Genomic DNA, 18375 nt, shown 5'->3' on the forward strand with positions numbered 1-18375 from the left:
TTTTCAACACCTTCCAACCTATTCAGTACAAATCGGGTCTTTGTCATTGAGTGCTCAACGAGGAAAACAAAACCGATTTGTGATGAGACGAGTAGCATTTTTTTCAAGTTTCGTAGCCGCAGCAACTTTGCTGGTAACAACCGCTGGCTGTCAGAACAACGACAATTCACCCAATCCAAACACTGGTGGTCTGAAATCGACACCGGAAGCCCGGGCTTTTGCCCAAAAAACGAACGATTTTTCTTTTGACTTTCTGAAGCGGGTTAACGAACAGCAGAAGAAGGATGAGAATATTTTTGTTTCTCCGCTGAGCCTGCACATGGCCCTCGGTATGCTGCTGAATGGCGCTGATGGTCAGACGGCGGACGAAATGAAAAAAGCGATGCACCTGCAAGGTGTTTCAACGGCCGACGCCAACCAGACCTATGAGTTTTTAATGCAAGGGTTGCCCACCGCTGATCCGAAAGTAACAACAAAACTGGCTAATTCCATTTGGTACCGCAACGGTTTTTCCGTTGCGCCATCTTACCTCGATGCTACCAAAAAGACGTTCAATGCCCAGATTTCGGGTGAGGATTTTAGCAATCCGGCTCCGGTCATCAATAAAATAAATCAATGGGCGAGCGACAATACCAATGCCAAAATAAAGAAAGTTATTCAGGAGATTAAGGATGATCAAGTCCTGTTTCTGCTGAATGCCCTGTATTTCAAAGGCGACTGGAAATACCAGTTTGATCCGAAAAATACCGCCGACGCTTCATTTAAACTGGTTTCGGGTTCCGATAAAACCGTTAAAATGATGCACATGAACGCCGGTATTCGCCACGCTTTCCGGCCTACCTACGGAGCATTTGAACTACCCTATGGCGATGGCACCTATTCCATGACGGTGTTGCTACCCAACGAAAGCTCGTCTGCCGAAGCAGTCATTAATTCGTTGAATGCAACGGAATGGGCCGACCTGCAACAGGCGATGAAAGAAAGCAAAGTGGCCATTGGCTTGCCCAAATTTGCGCTGGAGTACGAAGCTAATCTGAACGATGCGCTCTCAAAAATGGGAATGCCGACAGCTTTCACGGATGCAGCCAATTTTTCAAAAATCAGTACCACGCAGGGATTGAAAGTCAGTTTTGTCAAACAGAACACGTTTGTTGCTGTCGATGAGAAAGGAACAGAAGCGGCAGCCGTAACCAGCATTGGCGTTGAGGTAACTTCGATGCCTCCCTCGCTGATCTGCGACCGGCCTTTCGTGGTGCTGATCACCGAGAAGGGAACGGGTTCGGTCCTCTTCATGGGTAAGATTGTCAATCCACAAACAACAATACAATGAAAATGACCCTAATGCTGGTTTCAGCGATTCTATTAGGCGCTGCTTCCTGTAATCATACGACAAACTCAACGGTTCAGCCTTTGTTTGCGTCCGCGTCCACGGCGGCTGGAACTTATAAACTGGTTGAACCCGCTTCCAAATTTGACGTATCGCTGGTGCTGACGCCCGATTCGGCGAGTAGCGAAGTGGCTAACCGGGTAGCTTACAAAATTGGTGGTCGTTCTTCGGTAAACCACTACTTCAGTACCCTAACCGGATCTCCAGCGTCGGATGCCGTGCAGGTTAGTGCCATTGGCGCTACCAAAATGGCTGGTCCGCCGGAAGCGATGGCGTTTGAAGACAATTATTTCAAAAAATTGCAAGCCGTGAAACGGTACGAAATTGTCGATGGCCGGTTACGGTTGCTGGTTGGAGACAGTGGCACGGACGCCCTGGTGTACGAAAAAGAGAAATAATACAACCTGAAAATAATACGGTACGGAAGCCGGTAAAAATCCACACCAGCCGGCTTCCTCCACTTTTTCGTATGAGATTAGTCCGTAGTTCTTTATTCCTTTTGGCGCTTATCTTTTGCGCCCTGGCCTGCGAGCCGATGTGTGGCTGCTCGCCAGCACCTCCACGAGATTCTCAACTCAGTGGTCGGTGGGAGTTAACCCACATCAGGTACGGGATGACCGGCACCGTGGTGACAGCGCAGGAAGCAGGTTATAAAGAAGTGCTGGAATACGCTACCGACGGAACATTCCGGCGGCTGAAAAACGATAAAGAAGAAGAAAAGACGTCTTTTTATACGTCTCCAATTCAAAATATTGCCGGGTTTAAGGTAGCGATCTATTATACCGATACGACCTACCAACCTTACGGTGTTCAGGAAAATACCCTGCGGCTGTATGAACGCGCTCCCGAAGGAGGGGTGCTGGCCGACGGAGCTGTTTACGAATACCGAAAACTTTGACCTCTGATTCATTGTGCAAACCGGATTGCCCGGCGGCTTTGCCTGCCGGGCAATTTTTTATGGGCTATTCCAACGTTTCAGAAAGCAGCCGGGTCTGAGCAGATATACCTAAACACCTTGCTGTTATGCGATTTACCATCTACCTCTTGCTGGGCGTCATGCTGGCAGGCCTGACTGGCTGCACCGACAAATGCAAAGAAACCCGGACAATCCGGCAGTTCACGCCCTTTACCGTGACCATCGAACAGGTCCGGAACGGCGTTCAGACCGAACCGCCCCGCACCCTCGCCAATCCGGGTAAAATCTACACAAAAGACGGTTTTCTGCTCATCAACGAAATCAAGGAAGGGATTCACGTGATTGACAACCGCAATCCGTCGGCTCCTAAAATGGTTGCGTTTCTACGGATTCCGGGTAATGGCGACATGGCTATTCGTAATCATACCCTGTATGCCGACAGCTACATGGATCTGGTGGCGTTTGATATTAGCAATCTGCAAAATATTCGGGAAATCAACCGGGTTACAGGCGTGTTTCCGAATGGTCAGTTTGAGGGCGGTTACTGGTCGGTCAATGCCCAACAGAATATCATCAACGATCAGAAAGTTGAATACATTACGCAGACCGTCAGCACCAATTGCGAGAACACGCTGACGAACAACGGCTGCACCAATTGCTTTATGGCGCTCGACAGCCGGGGGAGTTGGGTTCAAAGCTTCAGTAGTGCAGCTCCCTCGCCCAACACCAACGGAACCGGCGGTTCGATGGCACGTTTTACCCTGTACGACAACTACCTGTATACCGTCAGCCAGTCCGATATGCAGTTGTTTGATATCAGAACTCCTTCCAACCCTAAAATCGGCAACAAAGTCAATCTGGGCTGGGGTATCGAAACTATTTTCCCCTACAAAGACAAGCTGTTCATCGGTGCACAGTCTGGTATGCACATTTACGACAACAGTAATCCGGAAAAACCGGTCCGGATGTCGACATTCGCCCACGCCAACGTCTGCGACCCGGTGGTCGTACACGAAGATAAAGCCTATGTAACGCTGCGTTCCGGCAACGCCTGCCAGGGCTTTACCAACCAACTGGACGTAGTCGACGTTTCTAATCTTTACAGTCCACGGCTACTGAAAAGTTACGCGATGAAAAATCCGCACGGGCTGGGTATCGACTTTCCAACCCTGTTCATCTGCGAGGGAGCTTACGGTCTGAAAACATTCAATGCCGCCGATGCGCTGAAAATCGATCAGCTGGAGCACCTGGAAGGATTTCAGGCTTACGATGTAATTCCGCTCGGGACATCACTGCTGATGATTGGCCGGGACGGCTTTTATCAGTATGATTACAGCAACCCGAAAAAACTGCGGCTGCTGAGCAAAATTCCCGTCCAACGTCCTTACCCCGCCAGCTGATATGAAACCGTTCGTTGGCAACATAATCTGGCTGCTGAGTCTGCTGGTAGTTCCAGCCTACGCGCAGGACCAAACGGAGAAGGAGCGTTTTAAGCCCTTTTTTACGAACATGACGGAGTTTGGTGCTTCGTTCGGGCAATTCCGCTACAATATCAATTTCTCGACGGAGAACGTCGGAAAACGGCAAAATATAACGGCTCAAACCTTCAACGGTGTTCAACTACGACCCAGGCTGGCCGTAGGCGGTACGGTGGGCGTCGATTGGTATACGGCGGCCCTTATCACACCCGTCTGCGCGGGTATTCGGTACGATCTGGCCAAACCCGGGAAAAAGAATCTTCGGGTGTTCTCCAGTCTCGACACAGGGTACGGTTTTACGTGGCTACACGAGGATCCAACCGGCTACGAAACCCGGGGTGGCTGGGTGATTTCGCCCGGTATCGGTTTTCGGATTGGCCGGCCCCAGAATGCCAATTTCATTATGTCGCTCAGCTACCGGCGCCAGGAAGCCGAAGTCGAAAAACCGTTGGGCTGGAATGAATTTTATAAACACGAAAGCCGCGTCTATAACCGAGTAGCCTTTCGATTGGGTGTTAGTTTTTAACGTTCCTTCGTAGCCGTATGAAATCTCGTTTTTTACTCTTTGTGGGCTTGTTGTTAGCCCTTGCGGGCCTGCAATTAGACAAACAGATTGCAGCGACTACAATCAATCCGCTGATCGGCAACGAAAGTTTTGTTGCCAAGTTTGGCTATGAACCGAATGAAACAACCAATGACAGTCTGCGCATTCATACCCATCTTGAATACGTCGAACACCAATTGCGGCAAAAGAATACTAATGATTTAAGCACGGAGCGGCAAGAGAAACGGCTTCTATTGCTGGACAAATTACAGGAATACCGGCAACGCGGTATTTTCCCCAAGAATTACAGCTATCAACACGAACGAAAACCGTGTTTTATTGATCAAGATGGAGCAATCTGTGCAGTGGGTTACCTGGTTGAACAAACTGCCGGCCGGGAAATGGCTGAAAAAATCAATGATCGCTACCAGTACGCAACGATTTACGAAATGGACGATCCGGACTTATTGAACTGGATTGCCGAGTCGGGGTTGACGCGGGAGGAATGCCAGATGATTCAGCCGTCGTATTCGCCCCCTCCTCCGCCGGTTATTTCAAAACAATACAAGGTCACCAACTCGTACGCTATTTCGTCGGCCTTATTAAATGGTGCCAATGTGGCCCTAAGTGGGGCACAGTTCATGAACCGGCCGGGTATGAATCCTAAACAAATCAGCACCTGGGGCATACTGACCGGACTTGCGACCACGACTTTGGGAATCATCAACCTGGAAAAGTTTTCCTATGATTACAACGTCCTGACTCAAAGCACCTATTATGGCCGGGAACTACCCAGTAACCGGTCGAAGCGAACCGTTTCGATGATCAACATCGGAGCGGGAGCCGCAACTACGTTGCTGAGCCTGATCAATCGAAGCGCGTACAAAAAAGCACAATCGCACAGGAAAGTGTCCATCAATGTGTATACACCTCCCGTTGACGACGGTTTGGCCCTCGGTTTTCAAGTGGTAAAACGTCTTTAATTAAAAAGCCCCGGTTTAGGCCGGGGCTCTTGTTTTTTATGCCATCGCAAATTTATGCTGATTGCGTTTCCGCTCGTTTTCGTCGAGGTAGATCTTCCGAATCCGCATCGACTTTGGCGTTACCTCCAGGTATTCATCTTTCTGAATATATTCCATGGACTCTTCCAGGGAGAACGATACCTTCGGTGCAATCCGAACGTTGGTATCTGAACCCGAAGCCCGCATGTTCGTCAACTGCTTCGCGGTTTGTACGTTCACAACGATATCGTTCTGGCGGTTATGCTCACCAATTACCTGACCCGTATACACCTCATCACCCGGCTCGATGAAGAAAGTACCCCGATCCTGCAATTTATCAATGGAGTAAGCCGTAGCAACGCCACTGGTCATTGAGATCAACGAACCGTTGATCCGCTCAGGAATGGCACCTTTGTACGGTTCAAAGCTTTTGAAACGGTGCGTCATGACGGCTTCACCAAACGTAGCCGTCAGCACGTTCGAACGCAAACCAATCAACCCGCGCGACGGAATTTCGAATTCCAGGTGCTGCAAATCGCCCTTCGGTTCCATAATCAGCAGCTCACCTTTCCGTTGCGTGGCCAGCTCGATTACCTTTCCGGCGGTTTCTTCCGGCACGTCCACGACCAGCGTTTCAACCGGTTCCAGGCGATTGCCGTTGTCATCGAACTTGTACAACACCTGCGGCTGACCAACTTGTAGCTCATAGCCTTCGCGACGCATGGTTTCGATCAGAACCGACAAGTGCAGAATACCACGTCCGTATACCAGGAAACGGTCTTCGCTATCCGTGTTTTCAACCCGCAATGCCAGGTTTTTCTCAATCTCTTTATACAACCGATCCCGCAAATGGCGCGATGTAACAAACTTGCCTTCTTTCCCGAAAAACGGTGAGTTGTTGATCGTGAACAACATGTTCATCGTCGGTTCGTCTACCGCAATCCGGTCGAGTGCTTCCGGATTTTCAGCATCCGTCAGGGTATCGCCAATTTCAAAGTCTTCCAGGCCGGTCACAGCGCAGATATCACCGCATTGTACTTCGGCCACCTTTTGTTTGCCTAAGCCCTCAAACGTTTGCAGTTCTTTAATCTTAACCTTTTTAATGACATCTCCTGCTTTCACCAACGCCATGTTAGCGCCTTCTTTCAGGGTTCCACGTACTACTCGGCCAATGGCGATCCGGCCCACAAAAGCCGAATAATCGAGGGAGGTAATTTGCATCTGCGGTGTTCCTTCCAGCACGGGAGCCGGTTGAATATGCTCCACGATGGTATCCAGCAGGTACGTGATGTTGTCCGTTGGCGTTTTCCAGTCGGGGCCCATCCAGCCTTGCTTCGAGGATCCGTAAACCGTCGGAAAATCCAATTGCTCTTCGGTGGCACCCAAGTTGAACATCAGATCGAACACTTCTTCGTGTACTTCTTCCGGACGGCAGTTTTCTTTGTCAACCTTGTTAATGACCAGAATCGGCTTCAATCCCAATTGCAGCGCTTTGCCAAGTACGAAGCGCGTTTGGGGCATCGCACCTTCAAAGGCATCAACAAGCAGACATACGCCGTCGGCCATTTTCAAAACGCGTTCTACTTCACCCCCAAAATCGGAGTGACCGGGGGTATCGATGATGTTGATTTTGACATCATTGTAACGTACGGAAACGTTTTTCGATACAATCGTGATACCACGCTCCCGTTCCAGGTCATTGTTATCCAAGATCAGATCACCGAACTCCTGATTCTCCCGAAAGAGCTTGGAAGCGTGAATAATTTTGTCGACCAGCGTAGTCTTCCCGTGGTCAACGTGTGCTATAATAGCTATGTTGCGAATAGATTGCATACAAGGTTTAATAAAAGAGCAAAGACAAGAGGTAAAAGGCGCTTTCGTCCGGTTTGTTAAAAGGGATTTCTATTGTCTTCTCAATTAAGCCGCAAAGATACGGAATTTTTAGCTGAATAACAGTATTTTACAATTTATTAACCTGTTGAAAAACAAAAAGCCGGGTTACCCCGGCTATAAGTACAATTTACGATACGTACGGATTAGAACTTCGGACAACCGCACCCGTTTTTCTTCTTAAAAAGACCCCACATAAAGCCTTTCTTTTTCCGATAAGCGCGTGCTTTTTTCCGTTTTAAGACCAACGTGTTCTGTAGTTCACCATTTACGGAGCGCACATCAACCGCTGCCGCTTCGACCGTGGCTTCCAGCGGAAGCATCAATCCCAGGGTTAGACACAGTATCAAAAGCTTTTTCATAGATTCACCGGCTCTTCTTATTGCTAAAACGCAAAGACAAGCTAAAATTACGTAAAGTTGATAAACTTTTTTCTATTCAGTCAATTCAGCAAAAGGGGAAGATAGCGCAGCAGAAAGTAAAAAACCGTTGCTTACGCAACGGTTTTTTATGAAACATTGCCTTAACGCGGCCCACGGCTGCGGTTTTGGCGATATCCGTATTGTTGCGGGGCTCTCCGGTAATTACGATAACGATATTCCCGGTGACGCCGGGGATGCGATTTATAATAGACCCGGGGCGGTGGGGTTACAATAACCGGCGGTTGACGATAATAACGGTATGGGCTATAACCGTATCCGTACCGGGGTCCATAGCCATAATCGGCTCTTACCCCCACCGAAGGCGCACAACTGGTCAACACAATTCCTAATACTGCAATCACCAGCAACGAAGTCAGATTATGCGTTTTCATGATCACAAAAGTCTTTAGTTACACAGGTCGATAACCGTTAGACTCGTTTGGTTCTCATAAGTTTAACGCATAATCCAAAAAAGTTGTTCAGATTGCCAAACTGCCTTACACTTTCAAATGGCTTTTCAGGTAATTTAGGGTGATCTGGTAAGCGTCGGCGGTAGCTTCTTTATTGAACCCCGGATTACTGGGATTCGCAAAAGCGTGGGGAGCATCGTACATTTTGATGGTTACTCCCTTGCCAGCTTCTTTCATGTTCTTTTCAAACTCGGCCACCGCTGCGGGCGGAATGCCGGAATCCTGCGCCCCGAAAATACCCAGTACATCCGTGTTCAGGGCTTTTAACTTATCCACGTTTTTTTCCGGCTGACCGTAATACAACACACAGCCCACGGTTTGTTTGCCGCCCAGAATGGCGGATTGCAATGACATGCCTCCGCCAAAACACCAGCCAACACTGGCCACCTGAGCCTGGGGGCCAACATACGAAATGGCGCCCTGTATAATAGCCCCCAACCGTTCGCGGGGTACCTGAACCAGTTTGGAAGCCTCTTCGCGGGTGGTTGCCACTTTACCGTCGTACATATCTACCGCCAGGACATTGACGTCTTTCAGATCATTGTAAAGTTTCTCTGCTTCCTGCTTGATATAATCGTTCAGGCCCCACCATTCTTGGTAGACCAGCAGCCATTTGTTGGTTTCCTTCGGTGCTTTCAGCAAAAACCCGTTGGCTTCCTTTCCATCGGGCGTTTTAAATTTCACCATCTCACCCGCAGCGCTCTGGTAATGAAAGGGCAATGGTTCTTCGTGCAGCATAACAAATGATTTATTACTGGCCAAAAGTGCCATATCATTCGAAACATCAGCCGTGGGCTGGTCGCAGCAGGACGGCGCCTGGGCATAAGAAGCCAGCGCGGCCAACAGGCCACAGGCAAAAAGTGAGAGTTTTTTCATAGCGTGGTTTTAGATTATGTCCTGGGATGCTAAAGTAAAACGGTCGGCTGGGCCGACCGGCGGTTCGGAATTATGCTTTCTTCAACTCAAAAATGGTTATTTCCGGCAGGATACCAACTCGGCCCGGATACCCTAAATAGCCATATCCCCGGTTGACATACAAGTATTGCTGGCCCTCCTGATACAGACCAGCCCACTGTTTATAAGCGTATTGCGATGGACTCCATCGAATATTGCCTATTTCAACCCCAAACTGCATACCGTGTGTGTGGCCCGCAAACATGACATCAACGTCCGAAAACTGCGGCCGAACCTGCGCATCCCAATGACTTGGATCGTGCGAGAGCAACAGTTTAATCGGGTAATCTTCGGCACCTTTATATGCCTTGGCCAGATCGCCGTATTTGGGCCACCGGCCTGAACCCCAGTTCTGGATGCCTATTAAAGCGATTTTGTCCCCGTTTTGTTCTAAAACACGGTTTTCGTCCATCAATAAATTCCAACCCAGGAGTTTATGGGCGGCCATCAGGTTTTGCAAATTCTGACGCTTGGCTTGCAGGCTCGGCCAGTTCACGTACTCACCGTAGTCGTGGTTACCCAGCGTCGAATAAACGCCCATCGGTGCTTTAACCTTGTTGAAAATATCGATGTATTGTTCTACCTCATCCGCCGTGTCGTTGACCAGATCACCGGTAAAAAAAACGACATCCGGCTTTTCGCGCAATAGCATTTCTACCCCTCCCTTCACCGCCGTCTTGTTAAAGAAACTCCCGGAATGAATATCCGACAGTTGAGCAATTTTTAGTCCATCAAAACCCGAAGGTAGATTTTTAAGCGGTAGTTTAATGCGCCGGATGCGGTAATCGTGCGCACCGGAGATGATCCCATACGTAAACCCTACCAGGGGCACGGTGCTCGCAATCAGAGCGGTTTTCATCAAAAACTCGGAACGCGGAATAACGTTCGTAGCCGGAATAGTGGCCTGGGTTGTATCGTTAACTGCCGCCCGAATATCGGGTCGATAAAACAATGAAGCGACCCAACGCACAAATCGCCCCAGATCATCGACGAAAATAAACAGAATGGCAACGGTTTTGGAAAAATACGGAATCAGAATGGCCGTCCAGATAAACCCTCGCGTTACCCGCCCTACCGCGTCTGGTGGCAACACCTGCATCGTCAGGTAGGTGATAACGGTAATGGCGGTGAAACCCCAGTAAATATAATGAATAACCCGCTGCGTAGCTTCTGAAGTTGAGCGAGTTACGGTTTTGACGGCCTGAAAAACATACCAATCAATCAGGACGAGAATGGCCGATACAATGACAAACAAAACAAGACGGTTCATAATGGTTGAAAATAGAAAACCCACAGCGTAAACAAACACTGTGGGTTTTTCGGTTCTATACAGTTAGTTATTCGTTTACTAATTCAGGTTCGTGGACCCGTTCAGACGATTTTTTCGAAAACCGTCCTTTCACTCGCTCACTGACCCAATACATACACGGCACGATTACCAGCGTCAAAACCGTTGAGAAGGTCAGTCCGTAGATGATCGTCCAGGCCAGGATATTCCAGAACACCGCACTGTCGCCACCGATAATGATGTGTGGGGCAAAATTCTGGAAGAGTCCGACAAAGTCGATGGTTAGACCCAAGGCCAGCGGCACCAGCCCAAGTACAGCCGCTGAAGCGGTCAGCAAAACCGGCGTCAGACGAATCGCTCCGCCTTCAATGATCGCTTCGCGCAACGGCGTACCCCGCTCCCGGAGCTCTTCGATGAACTCAATGAGCAGAATACCGTTTTTCACCACAATGCCGGCCAGCGCGATAATACCGACTCCGGACATGATGACGGAGAATGTTTTTCCAGTGATCATGAATCCAAGCAAGACCCCGATCAATGACAACACGATGGTGAAGAAAATAATGACGGGTTTGACCGCCGAATTGAACTGCGTGGCCAGAATCAGGTAGATCAGCAACATGGCCAGGCCGAAAGCCGACGTTAGGAAGTTCATCGACTCCGCCTGATCCTCCTGTTCACCGCCCATTTTGATGACGTATCCGTTTGGAACTTCGATCTCTGTGATCAGCTGTTGAATCTGGCCCACAATCTCGTTGGCGTTATAACCGGGCACGACATCGGATGCTAACGTAACAACCCGTTCCTGATTTTGCCGATTGATCTGGCTGAACGTCGTCGAATAGCTGATGTTGGCCACCGACTGAATTGGCACCTGCCGCAGTTGGCCACCCAGGTTCATGTCGCGGTACACGATATTCAAACTCAGCAGACGCTCGATCTGGCTACGGTCGTCCTGCTTCAGCCGAACCATGATGGGGTACTCATCTTTGTCATCCCGGAACTTGGACACCTCCAATCCAAACAAGGCTGTTCGAACGGCCATTGCTACCTGCGCCGACGAGATGCCTTCGCGCTCCGCTTTCTCCCGGTCAATGTTGATGACAATCTCCGGCTTGTTGGTAATCAAATCGGACTTCAACTGATCAATTCCCTGGATTCCGGATTGGGCTACTTTCTGGCGTACCTGTTTTTCCAGATTTTGCAACATCTTGAAGTCATCGCCCGAAATTTCGATCGAAATGGGTTTCCCGGTCGGCGGTCCGTTGCTTTCCCTTTCAACCGAGATTTCCGTTCCGGGGATGCCCTGCGTAGCCGTCCGGACTTCATTGAGCAGCATTTCGGACGAGATTCCGTGCCGGAGTTCTTTTTTCTCGAAAGCCACTGTCACTTTCGATTTGTGGGGCGTGTCTGACCGGTCGGGGTTGAACGGATCACCGGCGTTTTTTCCTACGTTGGCAATCACGGAATTTACAATGTCATTCGCCTTATGCTTGTCGAGTACGTCAAAAACCCGTTTCTCGATGATTTTCGTCACAGAGTCGGTTACTTGCGCATCCGTACCGACCGGCATCACATTGTAAACGTAAATGTAGTCCGGATCACCACTCGGGAAGAAAATCACTTTGGGTTGTACGATACCCATCAGGAAAAACGTCAAGACCAGTAATACAACCATGCTGACGATTGCTCCGACGGGCCGCCAGCCGACCAATACCCAGGATATGAGTTTCCGATACCCATTTTTCAACTTGGGCAGCAGTTTTTCCTGGAACGGAACGATAATATAAGGGGTGAGGATATAGTGGTTGAATACGTACAGAATGATGAAAAACACCATAAAATTACCAATACCGCGGTCGATCACATAGCCCAAACCCGCCAGAACCGCCATGATAATCAATGGCCGACGGATGGGTTGAAAGCCCTGATTATCCTCATGATGATCCTCGTCGTGGCGCTTCATGAACGTGACGGCAAAGACCGGGTTCATAACGTACGCAACGAACAGGGACGAGAACAGGGTTAGAATCAACGTTAGCGGCAAAAACTTCATGAATTCACCCACGATTCCAGGCCAGAATAACAGCGGAAAGAACGGCGCAATGGTGGTCAGCGTACCAGACAACACCGGAATAAATACTTCACCCGCACCCGCCTTTACGGCTTTTTTAATGTCCCAGTCTTTGTTGAGGTTGAACAAGCGGTGCGTATTTTCAATAACCACGATGGCATCGTCTACGACCAGGCCCAGACCAAGCAGGAACGCGAACAAAACGATGGTATTCAGGGTAAAAACCGTTCCGACCACCGGCCCAACGATGGGCATACATACGAAGGCCACCAACGCCGAAAGCGGTACGGAAAGTCCAACGAAAATGGCATCCCGAACGCCCATGAAAAACATAAGAACCAATACAACGAAAATAAAACCAAGAATTACGGTATTGATCAGGTCATGCAAGTCAGCGCGGGTCCGCTCAGACTGGTCGGCGGTGACTTTGATATCCAACCCTTGTGGAAAGCGGGTCTCACGGTATTCTTTGATGATTTCTTCAATCTTGTCAGACGCCGAAATCAGGTTTGCACCGGAGCGCTTGATCACATTCAGCGTTACAACCGATTTATTATTCAACCGCGCAAAATCCTGCTGTTCTTCAAAGCTGTCCTGAACATCGGCCACATCGCCCAGCCGAACCGTGGCACCCGTCGACGTCCGAATCTGCAAATTCTGCAATTGCTGCACCGCGTTGAATTCGCCCTTTACCCGCAGCGTCCGCCGAACACCGTCTACATTGAGTTCACCACCCGACACGTTGATATTCTCACCCTGCACGGCCTGCTGGATGTCGTAGAATGCCAGCCCCGCCGATTGCATTTTGGGCAAATCAACGTTGATCTGAATCTCCCGTTCCAGCGCGCCCACGATATCAACCCGACTGATTTCCGGCATGGCTTCAATCCCGTCCTGCAAATCCTCGGCGTATTCCTTCAATCGCTTCAGTGAAAAGTTCCCCGCCAGGTTGACGTTCATGATCGGGAATTCTGAGAAATTGACATCTTGTGCTGTGGGGCCATTGTCGAGCTTCTGAGGTAAATCCTGACGGGCTTTGTCGATGGCATCCCGAACCCGCTGCAAGGCATCAGGTATCTGTACATCCGGATTGAATTCTACCAGAATAACCGATACATCCTGCAAGGCATTGGATTTGATTTTCTTAACGCCATTAATTGATTTTAACTGTTTCTCGATGGGTTTATTAATGGTGTTTTCTACATCCGCCGGAGCGGTACCCAGATAAATTGTATTGATGTAAATCTGAGGTACTTTAATGTCAGGAAACTGCTCCTTGGGCAGGTTATTATAAACCACCAATCCGCCTAATGTGATGATAAACGTAAAGATGTAAATAGCCGTCCGGTTCTCTACGCACCAGTTGGTGAATCCCAGGGTTTTATACTGTTCAAATTTCATGGCGATGGTTTGTTTGTGCCACTCGTGAAAAAGGAAACTTAAAAGTTGATCGGTTGTCCGTCAACCAACTCCTGATAGCCTTGTGTAATGAGCTGATCGCCCGCCTGTAACCCGTCCGTAATCTCTACCTGCCCCCCGTAGCTCAGACCGGTTTTTACCTGACGGGCCTTGGCTACTTTCTTATTCTTATCGTTTACGGCCACGTACACCAACTGTCCGTTTTCCGTGCTCTGCACCAGATTCTGGTTGATAACAATGGTTTTTGGTTTCGAAACATCATTGATTTTAACCTGCGCCAGCATGTTCGGCTTCAGGCTGTTGTCAGACGGTAGCGGAGCTTCAATTGTAAATGTTCGGTTCAACGGATCAACGGTGGTAGAAACGAAGCTGATGCGGGTTGTAAGCTCTTTGTTGATGTCTGGAAACCGGACCACAACGGCATCACCCCGACGCACACTTCCCGCGTACGAATCAGCCACTTTGGCCACCACTTTCAGTTGCGACAGGTTAACGACGTTGACAATACCGACGCCCGGCATGGCCGTTTCACCCGCTTTCACATTGACCCGGTCTACCACCCCCGAAATCGGCGAGGTTACGTTCGACTGCGAGAGCTGGGCATTGAGCGTCCCCAGCCGCTTTTCGAGCCCTTCCTTGTTGTTTTTCGCTTGCAGATACTGAATTTCCGTGCCGATCTGCTGTTTCCACAGGTTGGCTTGCTTCTCGTAAACTGTATTCGCCAGGGTGAGCTGGTTCCGAATCTCTTCCAGCGATTCTCGCAAGATCTGATCGTCAATTTTGGCCAAAACCGTACCGGCTTTTACAGCATCCCCTTCTTTAACATACACTGCCGTAACCGGCCCACCGGCTTTGGGACTGACCTGTACATTGTTTTTAGCGTCAATAGTACCCTGTAGTTCCACAAAATGCTTGAATGTGGTGGCGGCTAATGGTGCCACCGTCACATCCTTCACCTTTGTTTGAACGACCTGATTGGGATCCAGCTTGGAAACTTCTGCTTCCAGCGTCCGGATTTTGCCCGCTAGTTCCGTTTGTTGGGCTTTCAGATCGGCTAACTCCTGTTTTTTCGAGGCTATGTCCGACTTTTTTTCTTCTGACGAGCAGGACATGAAAATTGCCGCTGCCAATCCTATCATGTAATATGTCTTCATCTTGTAAATCAGTAAACTGCTTTGAAATCGTGAATATGAATGGTTACTGGCCGGTGTATAGTTTTCCCAACGCTTTGTCCAGATCAACCTTGGTAATCATATAATCCAGTAGTGATGCGAAGTAATTGGTCTGGGCTTCCCGGAACGAGGTTTCGGCATTTAACACCTCAATATTAGAACCGACACCTTCTTTGTATTTTATTCGGGTAACCCGCACAATCTCTTCGGCCAGGTCCATATTTCGTTTCTGGCTTTGCAAGGTTTGCAGGTTATTCGTGAGCGTTACTGTTGCCTGTTTAATCTGTAGGTCAATCGAATTCTTGAGCAACTCTCCACTTTGCCGCGCTTTATCAACGGCTATTTTCCGTTGTTGAGCCGCGTATCGCTTCTGAAAACCGTCAAAAACCGGTACGTTCAGATTCAGCGTAACAGCCGCCGAATTGAACCACTGTGTAGTCCAGAAGTCCATGAAATTATTCCGGCCATTGTTATGCCCGTACGTGACAGCGGCCGTCAAACGAGGATAGTATTGCTTTCCAATGCTTTGATAATCCAAATCAGCTAAAGTAACCTGGGTTTGCAGAGTCGAAAATTCGATGCGTTGACCATAATCAAAAGATGAATCTAAAACCGCTGCACGTTCGAGGTCCTGCTGGCTATATGTTTCGATCTGATCGGTCAACTGAATGGGATAATTGATGGGTAAGCCCATCTGGAATTTTAGCAGATTATAGCTCAAGTCAACCAAGTTCTTTACATTTTGCCGATCGGTTTTCAGATTGTTCAACTGCACCTCCAGGCGGTCTATGTCAATCTTTTCGACAAACCCCTGGGTATTCATTGCTCTGGTTTCGCGCAGCAGTGTGTCGACTCGGGCGATATTTAAATCCAGCAGCTTCAGACGTTCAGCACTTACCAAAACCCCGTAATATGCTTTGGCCACTTGCTCAGCCACATTGATTTTAGAAGCCGTAATGTTCTTCTGAGCTAATTCCCGATACGTAGCAGCAGCTCTCAAACCTATTTTGTAAGAGGCATCAAAAATCAATTGATTGACGTTAGCGGCCACATTTCCCTGGTATTTTACCCCGAAAGGAATCGCTGTAACGTCATCGCCCCCACCGCCACCGCCCGTTGCGGTTGAATCAACGGGAGCACCAAAGCCACCTGCCGGAAAAATAAACTTTTGAATAATTGCATTATAAGTGGCTGAGGCACCAATGTTTACCTGAGGAAGCGCCAGGCCCTTCACTTCCTTGATGCGAGCTTCAGCGCTTAACGCATCCAACTGGGTATTCTTGACATTAAGGTTTTGCTGAGTTGCGAATTGAATAGCTTCGTTGAGTGAAAAGTCGCGCTGTGTCTGGGCCATCGCCGAGCCTAAAATCCCCGTTAATAGCAGAACACCAAGGAGCGTTCTAGCGGGAAGTGGAATTGGGATCATGCTGATATTTCTGAACATGTTGGTTGTAGATAATTAATCCTTTTTCGGTAAGTATTCCTCTCACAAAATGATGAAGTAACTGTAGTTGGACTTCGGTCATACTCGCCAATCTAGGAAACACGTCGACATCCCCCGCCATACGTATCAACTCTACGCGCAAACGAGCCATGATCTCCACATCCATTTCCGGCCTGTAAAGCCCCTGCTCAATTCCTCTCCTCAAATTTGACCGAATTGACTCCAGCAAAAACTTTTCTTTATACTCCGTACAGATTTCCCAGGCTCTTGGATAAAGCCGTTGCACATCAACCATCAAAGCCGGGTTCATTTCTGCCAGATGTTGTCGCACCATTTCCGACGCCAGTAGTATTTCTTCAATGGGATCATGCGCATCAGCAATATGACAAACTACCGTATCGCGATTTTTATCCAATCGGTACTGAATGACTTGGTATACGATGTCATCCTTATCCGTAAAGTGCTGATAAAGCGTTTTTTTGGAAATACCAATTTCTCTGGAAATATCGTCCATTGTGATACTTCGGGTACCGAATTTCCAGAATAGAGCTTCAGCCTTTGCTATGATTCGTTCTTTGACCTCCAATGAAATAGAACATTTTTAATCCGAAACTTGGGAAACTAATAATAAGTTCAAAGTTTCCATAGTTTTCATTATTATTTCATTAGAGCACACTACAAATGTCTATCAACGGAAGTTGTTGATCAACAGTAAAAGAGTGAATCGGCTGATTTTGGGGATGAAACAACCTATTTTGGAAGATGAAAGGTAAAAGAAGATATCAGCTGGGAAGACAAGATTGGAAATCAAAAATAGGGAGCCTATATGGTCATTTTGTGAAAAGGCATTACCAAAAGCAAGCAGACAGAACATTCTGATTCCTTCTAAATAGCCTAAATCGTAGAGAAGATTGATGTCAACCCGAAATTTTGCAGGATAAAACCAATTAACAGAGATCAAGCTGAAAAGTTGTGGGCAGTTAGGCATACAGTTTGGTCAATCGGAATAGGAAGAAGGGAATATCTCTGACTCCCCTGGAGGATGGCCGCTTTGTTGGTCACAATTGTATACAGCTCTCCGTTCGACAGAGACGTCTCGTCAATGCTCAGAGAAGCACTGAGGTTTTCAGGATATAAACCCATTCGGCCGCATGCGCACGCTGGTTCCAGTTCTTGTAATCACTGATGTGATCTTTGTACTGATGCTGAAGTAATTTACCGTCCAGATGAAAGTATTTCCCTACTTGAAAGTAACTGATGGGGTTGTTATCGATACAATCCTTTCGCTTCGGCGCCCCGATAAAAAAGCCGCAAATCCTTTCGTCATTCGCGTGCCTTGCCGGACTAAATGCCAATCTAGGCTGATGATCGCCCCGGTCTCTTTAACTTCCCACCGACGACGCTTGATAAAGAGGGTAACATGCTGGTTGCGAATTGGAAAGTCCTGAATGGCGATCTCTGGCAAAAAGCCTTTAGACTCCATTTTTTGATCTTTACAGTCAATGGGAGGCTCGTTCTTTTCAACCCGATAAATGTGCAGACCGGTACGGGTTCGAGCGACCTTGGACAGCTCGAAATATCCTAAGATTCCCTCGGGCACCAGCAAACGAACGAGGGTTTGGGAGGACTCTGGCAAGGCACTTAATATTGATTCTTTGCAAAACAACTACTTTTTTCCGCGCCCCCAACTTTTCCGACTGATCCTCCGTTTCCCCACACTAGACCTGCTGCCCCCCAGAAAGAAGACAACAAAAAAAAGCCTGCTGGGCGAACCCGGCAGGCTAATCATTCTGTGGTGGCGGCAACCTACTCTCCCGGAAGTGACTCCAGTACCATCGGCGTAACGGGGCTTAACGGCTCTGTTCGGTATGGGAAGAGGTGTTCCCCCGCACCCTTACCACCATCCCAGCTCTTGC

Annotated in this window: 16 protein-coding genes and 1 rRNA gene; 6 read left to right on the forward strand and 11 right to left on the reverse strand. The window is 48.5% G+C overall.

Annotated elements, in window-relative coordinates; genetic code table 11:
* The first annotated feature begins 82 nt into the window (after nucleotides 1-82).
* The 6 genes from ACYVH9_RS19930 to ACYVH9_RS19955 all read left to right on the forward strand — a co-directional run bounded on the left by ACYVH9_RS19930 (nucleotide 83) and on the right by ACYVH9_RS19955 (nucleotide 5308).
* Entirely contained in the window at nucleotides 83-1330 is a 1248-nt protein-coding gene (locus tag ACYVH9_RS19930; RefSeq protein ID WP_460638140.1) for a serpin family protein, read from the forward strand.
* A complete protein-coding gene (locus ACYVH9_RS19935; RefSeq protein ID WP_460638141.1) occupies nucleotides 1327-1785 on the forward strand; it encodes an META domain-containing protein in 459 nt (152 codons plus the stop codon). Before ACYVH9_RS19930 ends, ACYVH9_RS19935 begins: the two co-directional genes overlap by 4 nt.
* 71 nt (nucleotides 1786-1856) lie before the next feature.
* Nucleotides 1857-2285 (forward strand): hypothetical protein, encoded by a 429-nt coding sequence (locus tag ACYVH9_RS19940; RefSeq protein ID WP_460638142.1) that lies wholly within the window; start codon nucleotides 1857-1859, stop codon nucleotides 2283-2285.
* A gap of 125 nt (nucleotides 2286-2410) precedes the next feature.
* On the forward strand, nucleotides 2411-3703 hold the full coding sequence (locus tag ACYVH9_RS19945) for an LVIVD repeat-containing protein (RefSeq protein ID WP_460638143.1): 1293 nt from the start codon (nucleotides 2411-2413) through the stop codon (nucleotides 3701-3703).
* 1 nt (nucleotide 3704) lies between these two features.
* Entirely contained in the window at nucleotides 3705-4307 is a 603-nt protein-coding gene (locus tag ACYVH9_RS19950; protein ID WP_460638144.1) for a hypothetical protein, read from the forward strand.
* Between the two features lie 17 nt (nucleotides 4308-4324).
* A complete protein-coding gene (locus ACYVH9_RS19955) occupies nucleotides 4325-5308 on the forward strand; it encodes a hypothetical protein (RefSeq protein ID WP_460638145.1) in 984 nt (327 codons plus the stop codon).
* A 36-nt stretch (nucleotides 5309-5344) separates the two neighbouring features.
* Here ACYVH9_RS19955 and typA read toward each other — a convergent pair whose 3' ends face one another.
* From typA to rrf, 11 genes are all read right to left on the reverse strand, one after another.
* The gene (gene typA, locus ACYVH9_RS19960) at nucleotides 5345-7159 is read right to left on the reverse strand and encodes a translational GTPase TypA (protein ID WP_460638146.1); all 1815 of its coding nucleotides are present in this window, start codon (nucleotides 7157-7159) and stop codon (nucleotides 5345-5347) included.
* A gap of 203 nt (nucleotides 7160-7362) precedes the next feature.
* Complete coding sequence (locus ACYVH9_RS19965; RefSeq protein WP_460638147.1) at nucleotides 7363-7578, reverse strand: hypothetical protein; 216 nt, start codon at nucleotides 7576-7578, stop codon at nucleotides 7363-7365.
* Between the two features lie 161 nt (nucleotides 7579-7739).
* Entirely contained in the window at nucleotides 7740-8030 is a 291-nt protein-coding gene (locus tag ACYVH9_RS19970) for a hypothetical protein (protein WP_460638148.1), read from the reverse strand.
* Nucleotides 8031-8135: 105 nt separating this feature from the next.
* Nucleotides 8136-8984 (reverse strand): dienelactone hydrolase family protein, encoded by an 849-nt coding sequence (locus ACYVH9_RS19975; RefSeq protein WP_460638149.1) that lies wholly within the window; start codon nucleotides 8982-8984, stop codon nucleotides 8136-8138.
* Between the two features lie 70 nt (nucleotides 8985-9054).
* Complete coding sequence (locus ACYVH9_RS19980) at nucleotides 9055-10332, reverse strand: metallophosphoesterase (RefSeq protein ID WP_460638150.1); 1278 nt, start codon at nucleotides 10330-10332, stop codon at nucleotides 9055-9057.
* Nucleotides 10333-10399: 67 nt separating this feature from the next.
* Nucleotides 10400-13825: an efflux RND transporter permease subunit gene (locus ACYVH9_RS19985; protein ID WP_460638151.1), complete on the reverse strand. Its 3426-nt coding sequence runs from the start codon at nucleotides 13823-13825 to the stop codon at nucleotides 10400-10402.
* 38 nt (nucleotides 13826-13863) lie between these two features.
* Entirely contained in the window at nucleotides 13864-14997 is a 1134-nt protein-coding gene (locus ACYVH9_RS19990) for an efflux RND transporter periplasmic adaptor subunit (protein ID WP_460638152.1), read from the reverse strand.
* Between the two features lie 43 nt (nucleotides 14998-15040).
* Nucleotides 15041-16459, reverse strand: coding sequence for a TolC family protein (locus ACYVH9_RS19995; protein WP_460638153.1), 1419 nt, complete (start codon nucleotides 16457-16459; stop codon nucleotides 15041-15043).
* Nucleotides 16416-17045 (reverse strand): TetR/AcrR family transcriptional regulator, encoded by a 630-nt coding sequence (locus ACYVH9_RS20000; protein ID WP_460638154.1) that lies wholly within the window; start codon nucleotides 17043-17045, stop codon nucleotides 16416-16418. Before ACYVH9_RS20000 ends, ACYVH9_RS19995 begins: the two co-directional genes overlap by 44 nt.
* A gap of 654 nt (nucleotides 17046-17699) precedes the next feature.
* The gene (locus ACYVH9_RS20005) at nucleotides 17700-18065 is read right to left on the reverse strand and encodes an ISAon1 family transposase N-terminal region protein (protein WP_460638155.1); all 366 of its coding nucleotides are present in this window, start codon (nucleotides 18063-18065) and stop codon (nucleotides 17700-17702) included.
* 187 nt (nucleotides 18066-18252) lie between these two features.
* Nucleotides 18253-18364 (reverse strand): 5S ribosomal RNA (rrf, locus tag ACYVH9_RS20010).
* Between the last annotated feature and the right edge of the window lie 11 nt (nucleotides 18365-18375).

The sequence above is a fragment of the Larkinella harenae genome (assembly GCF_054780515.1).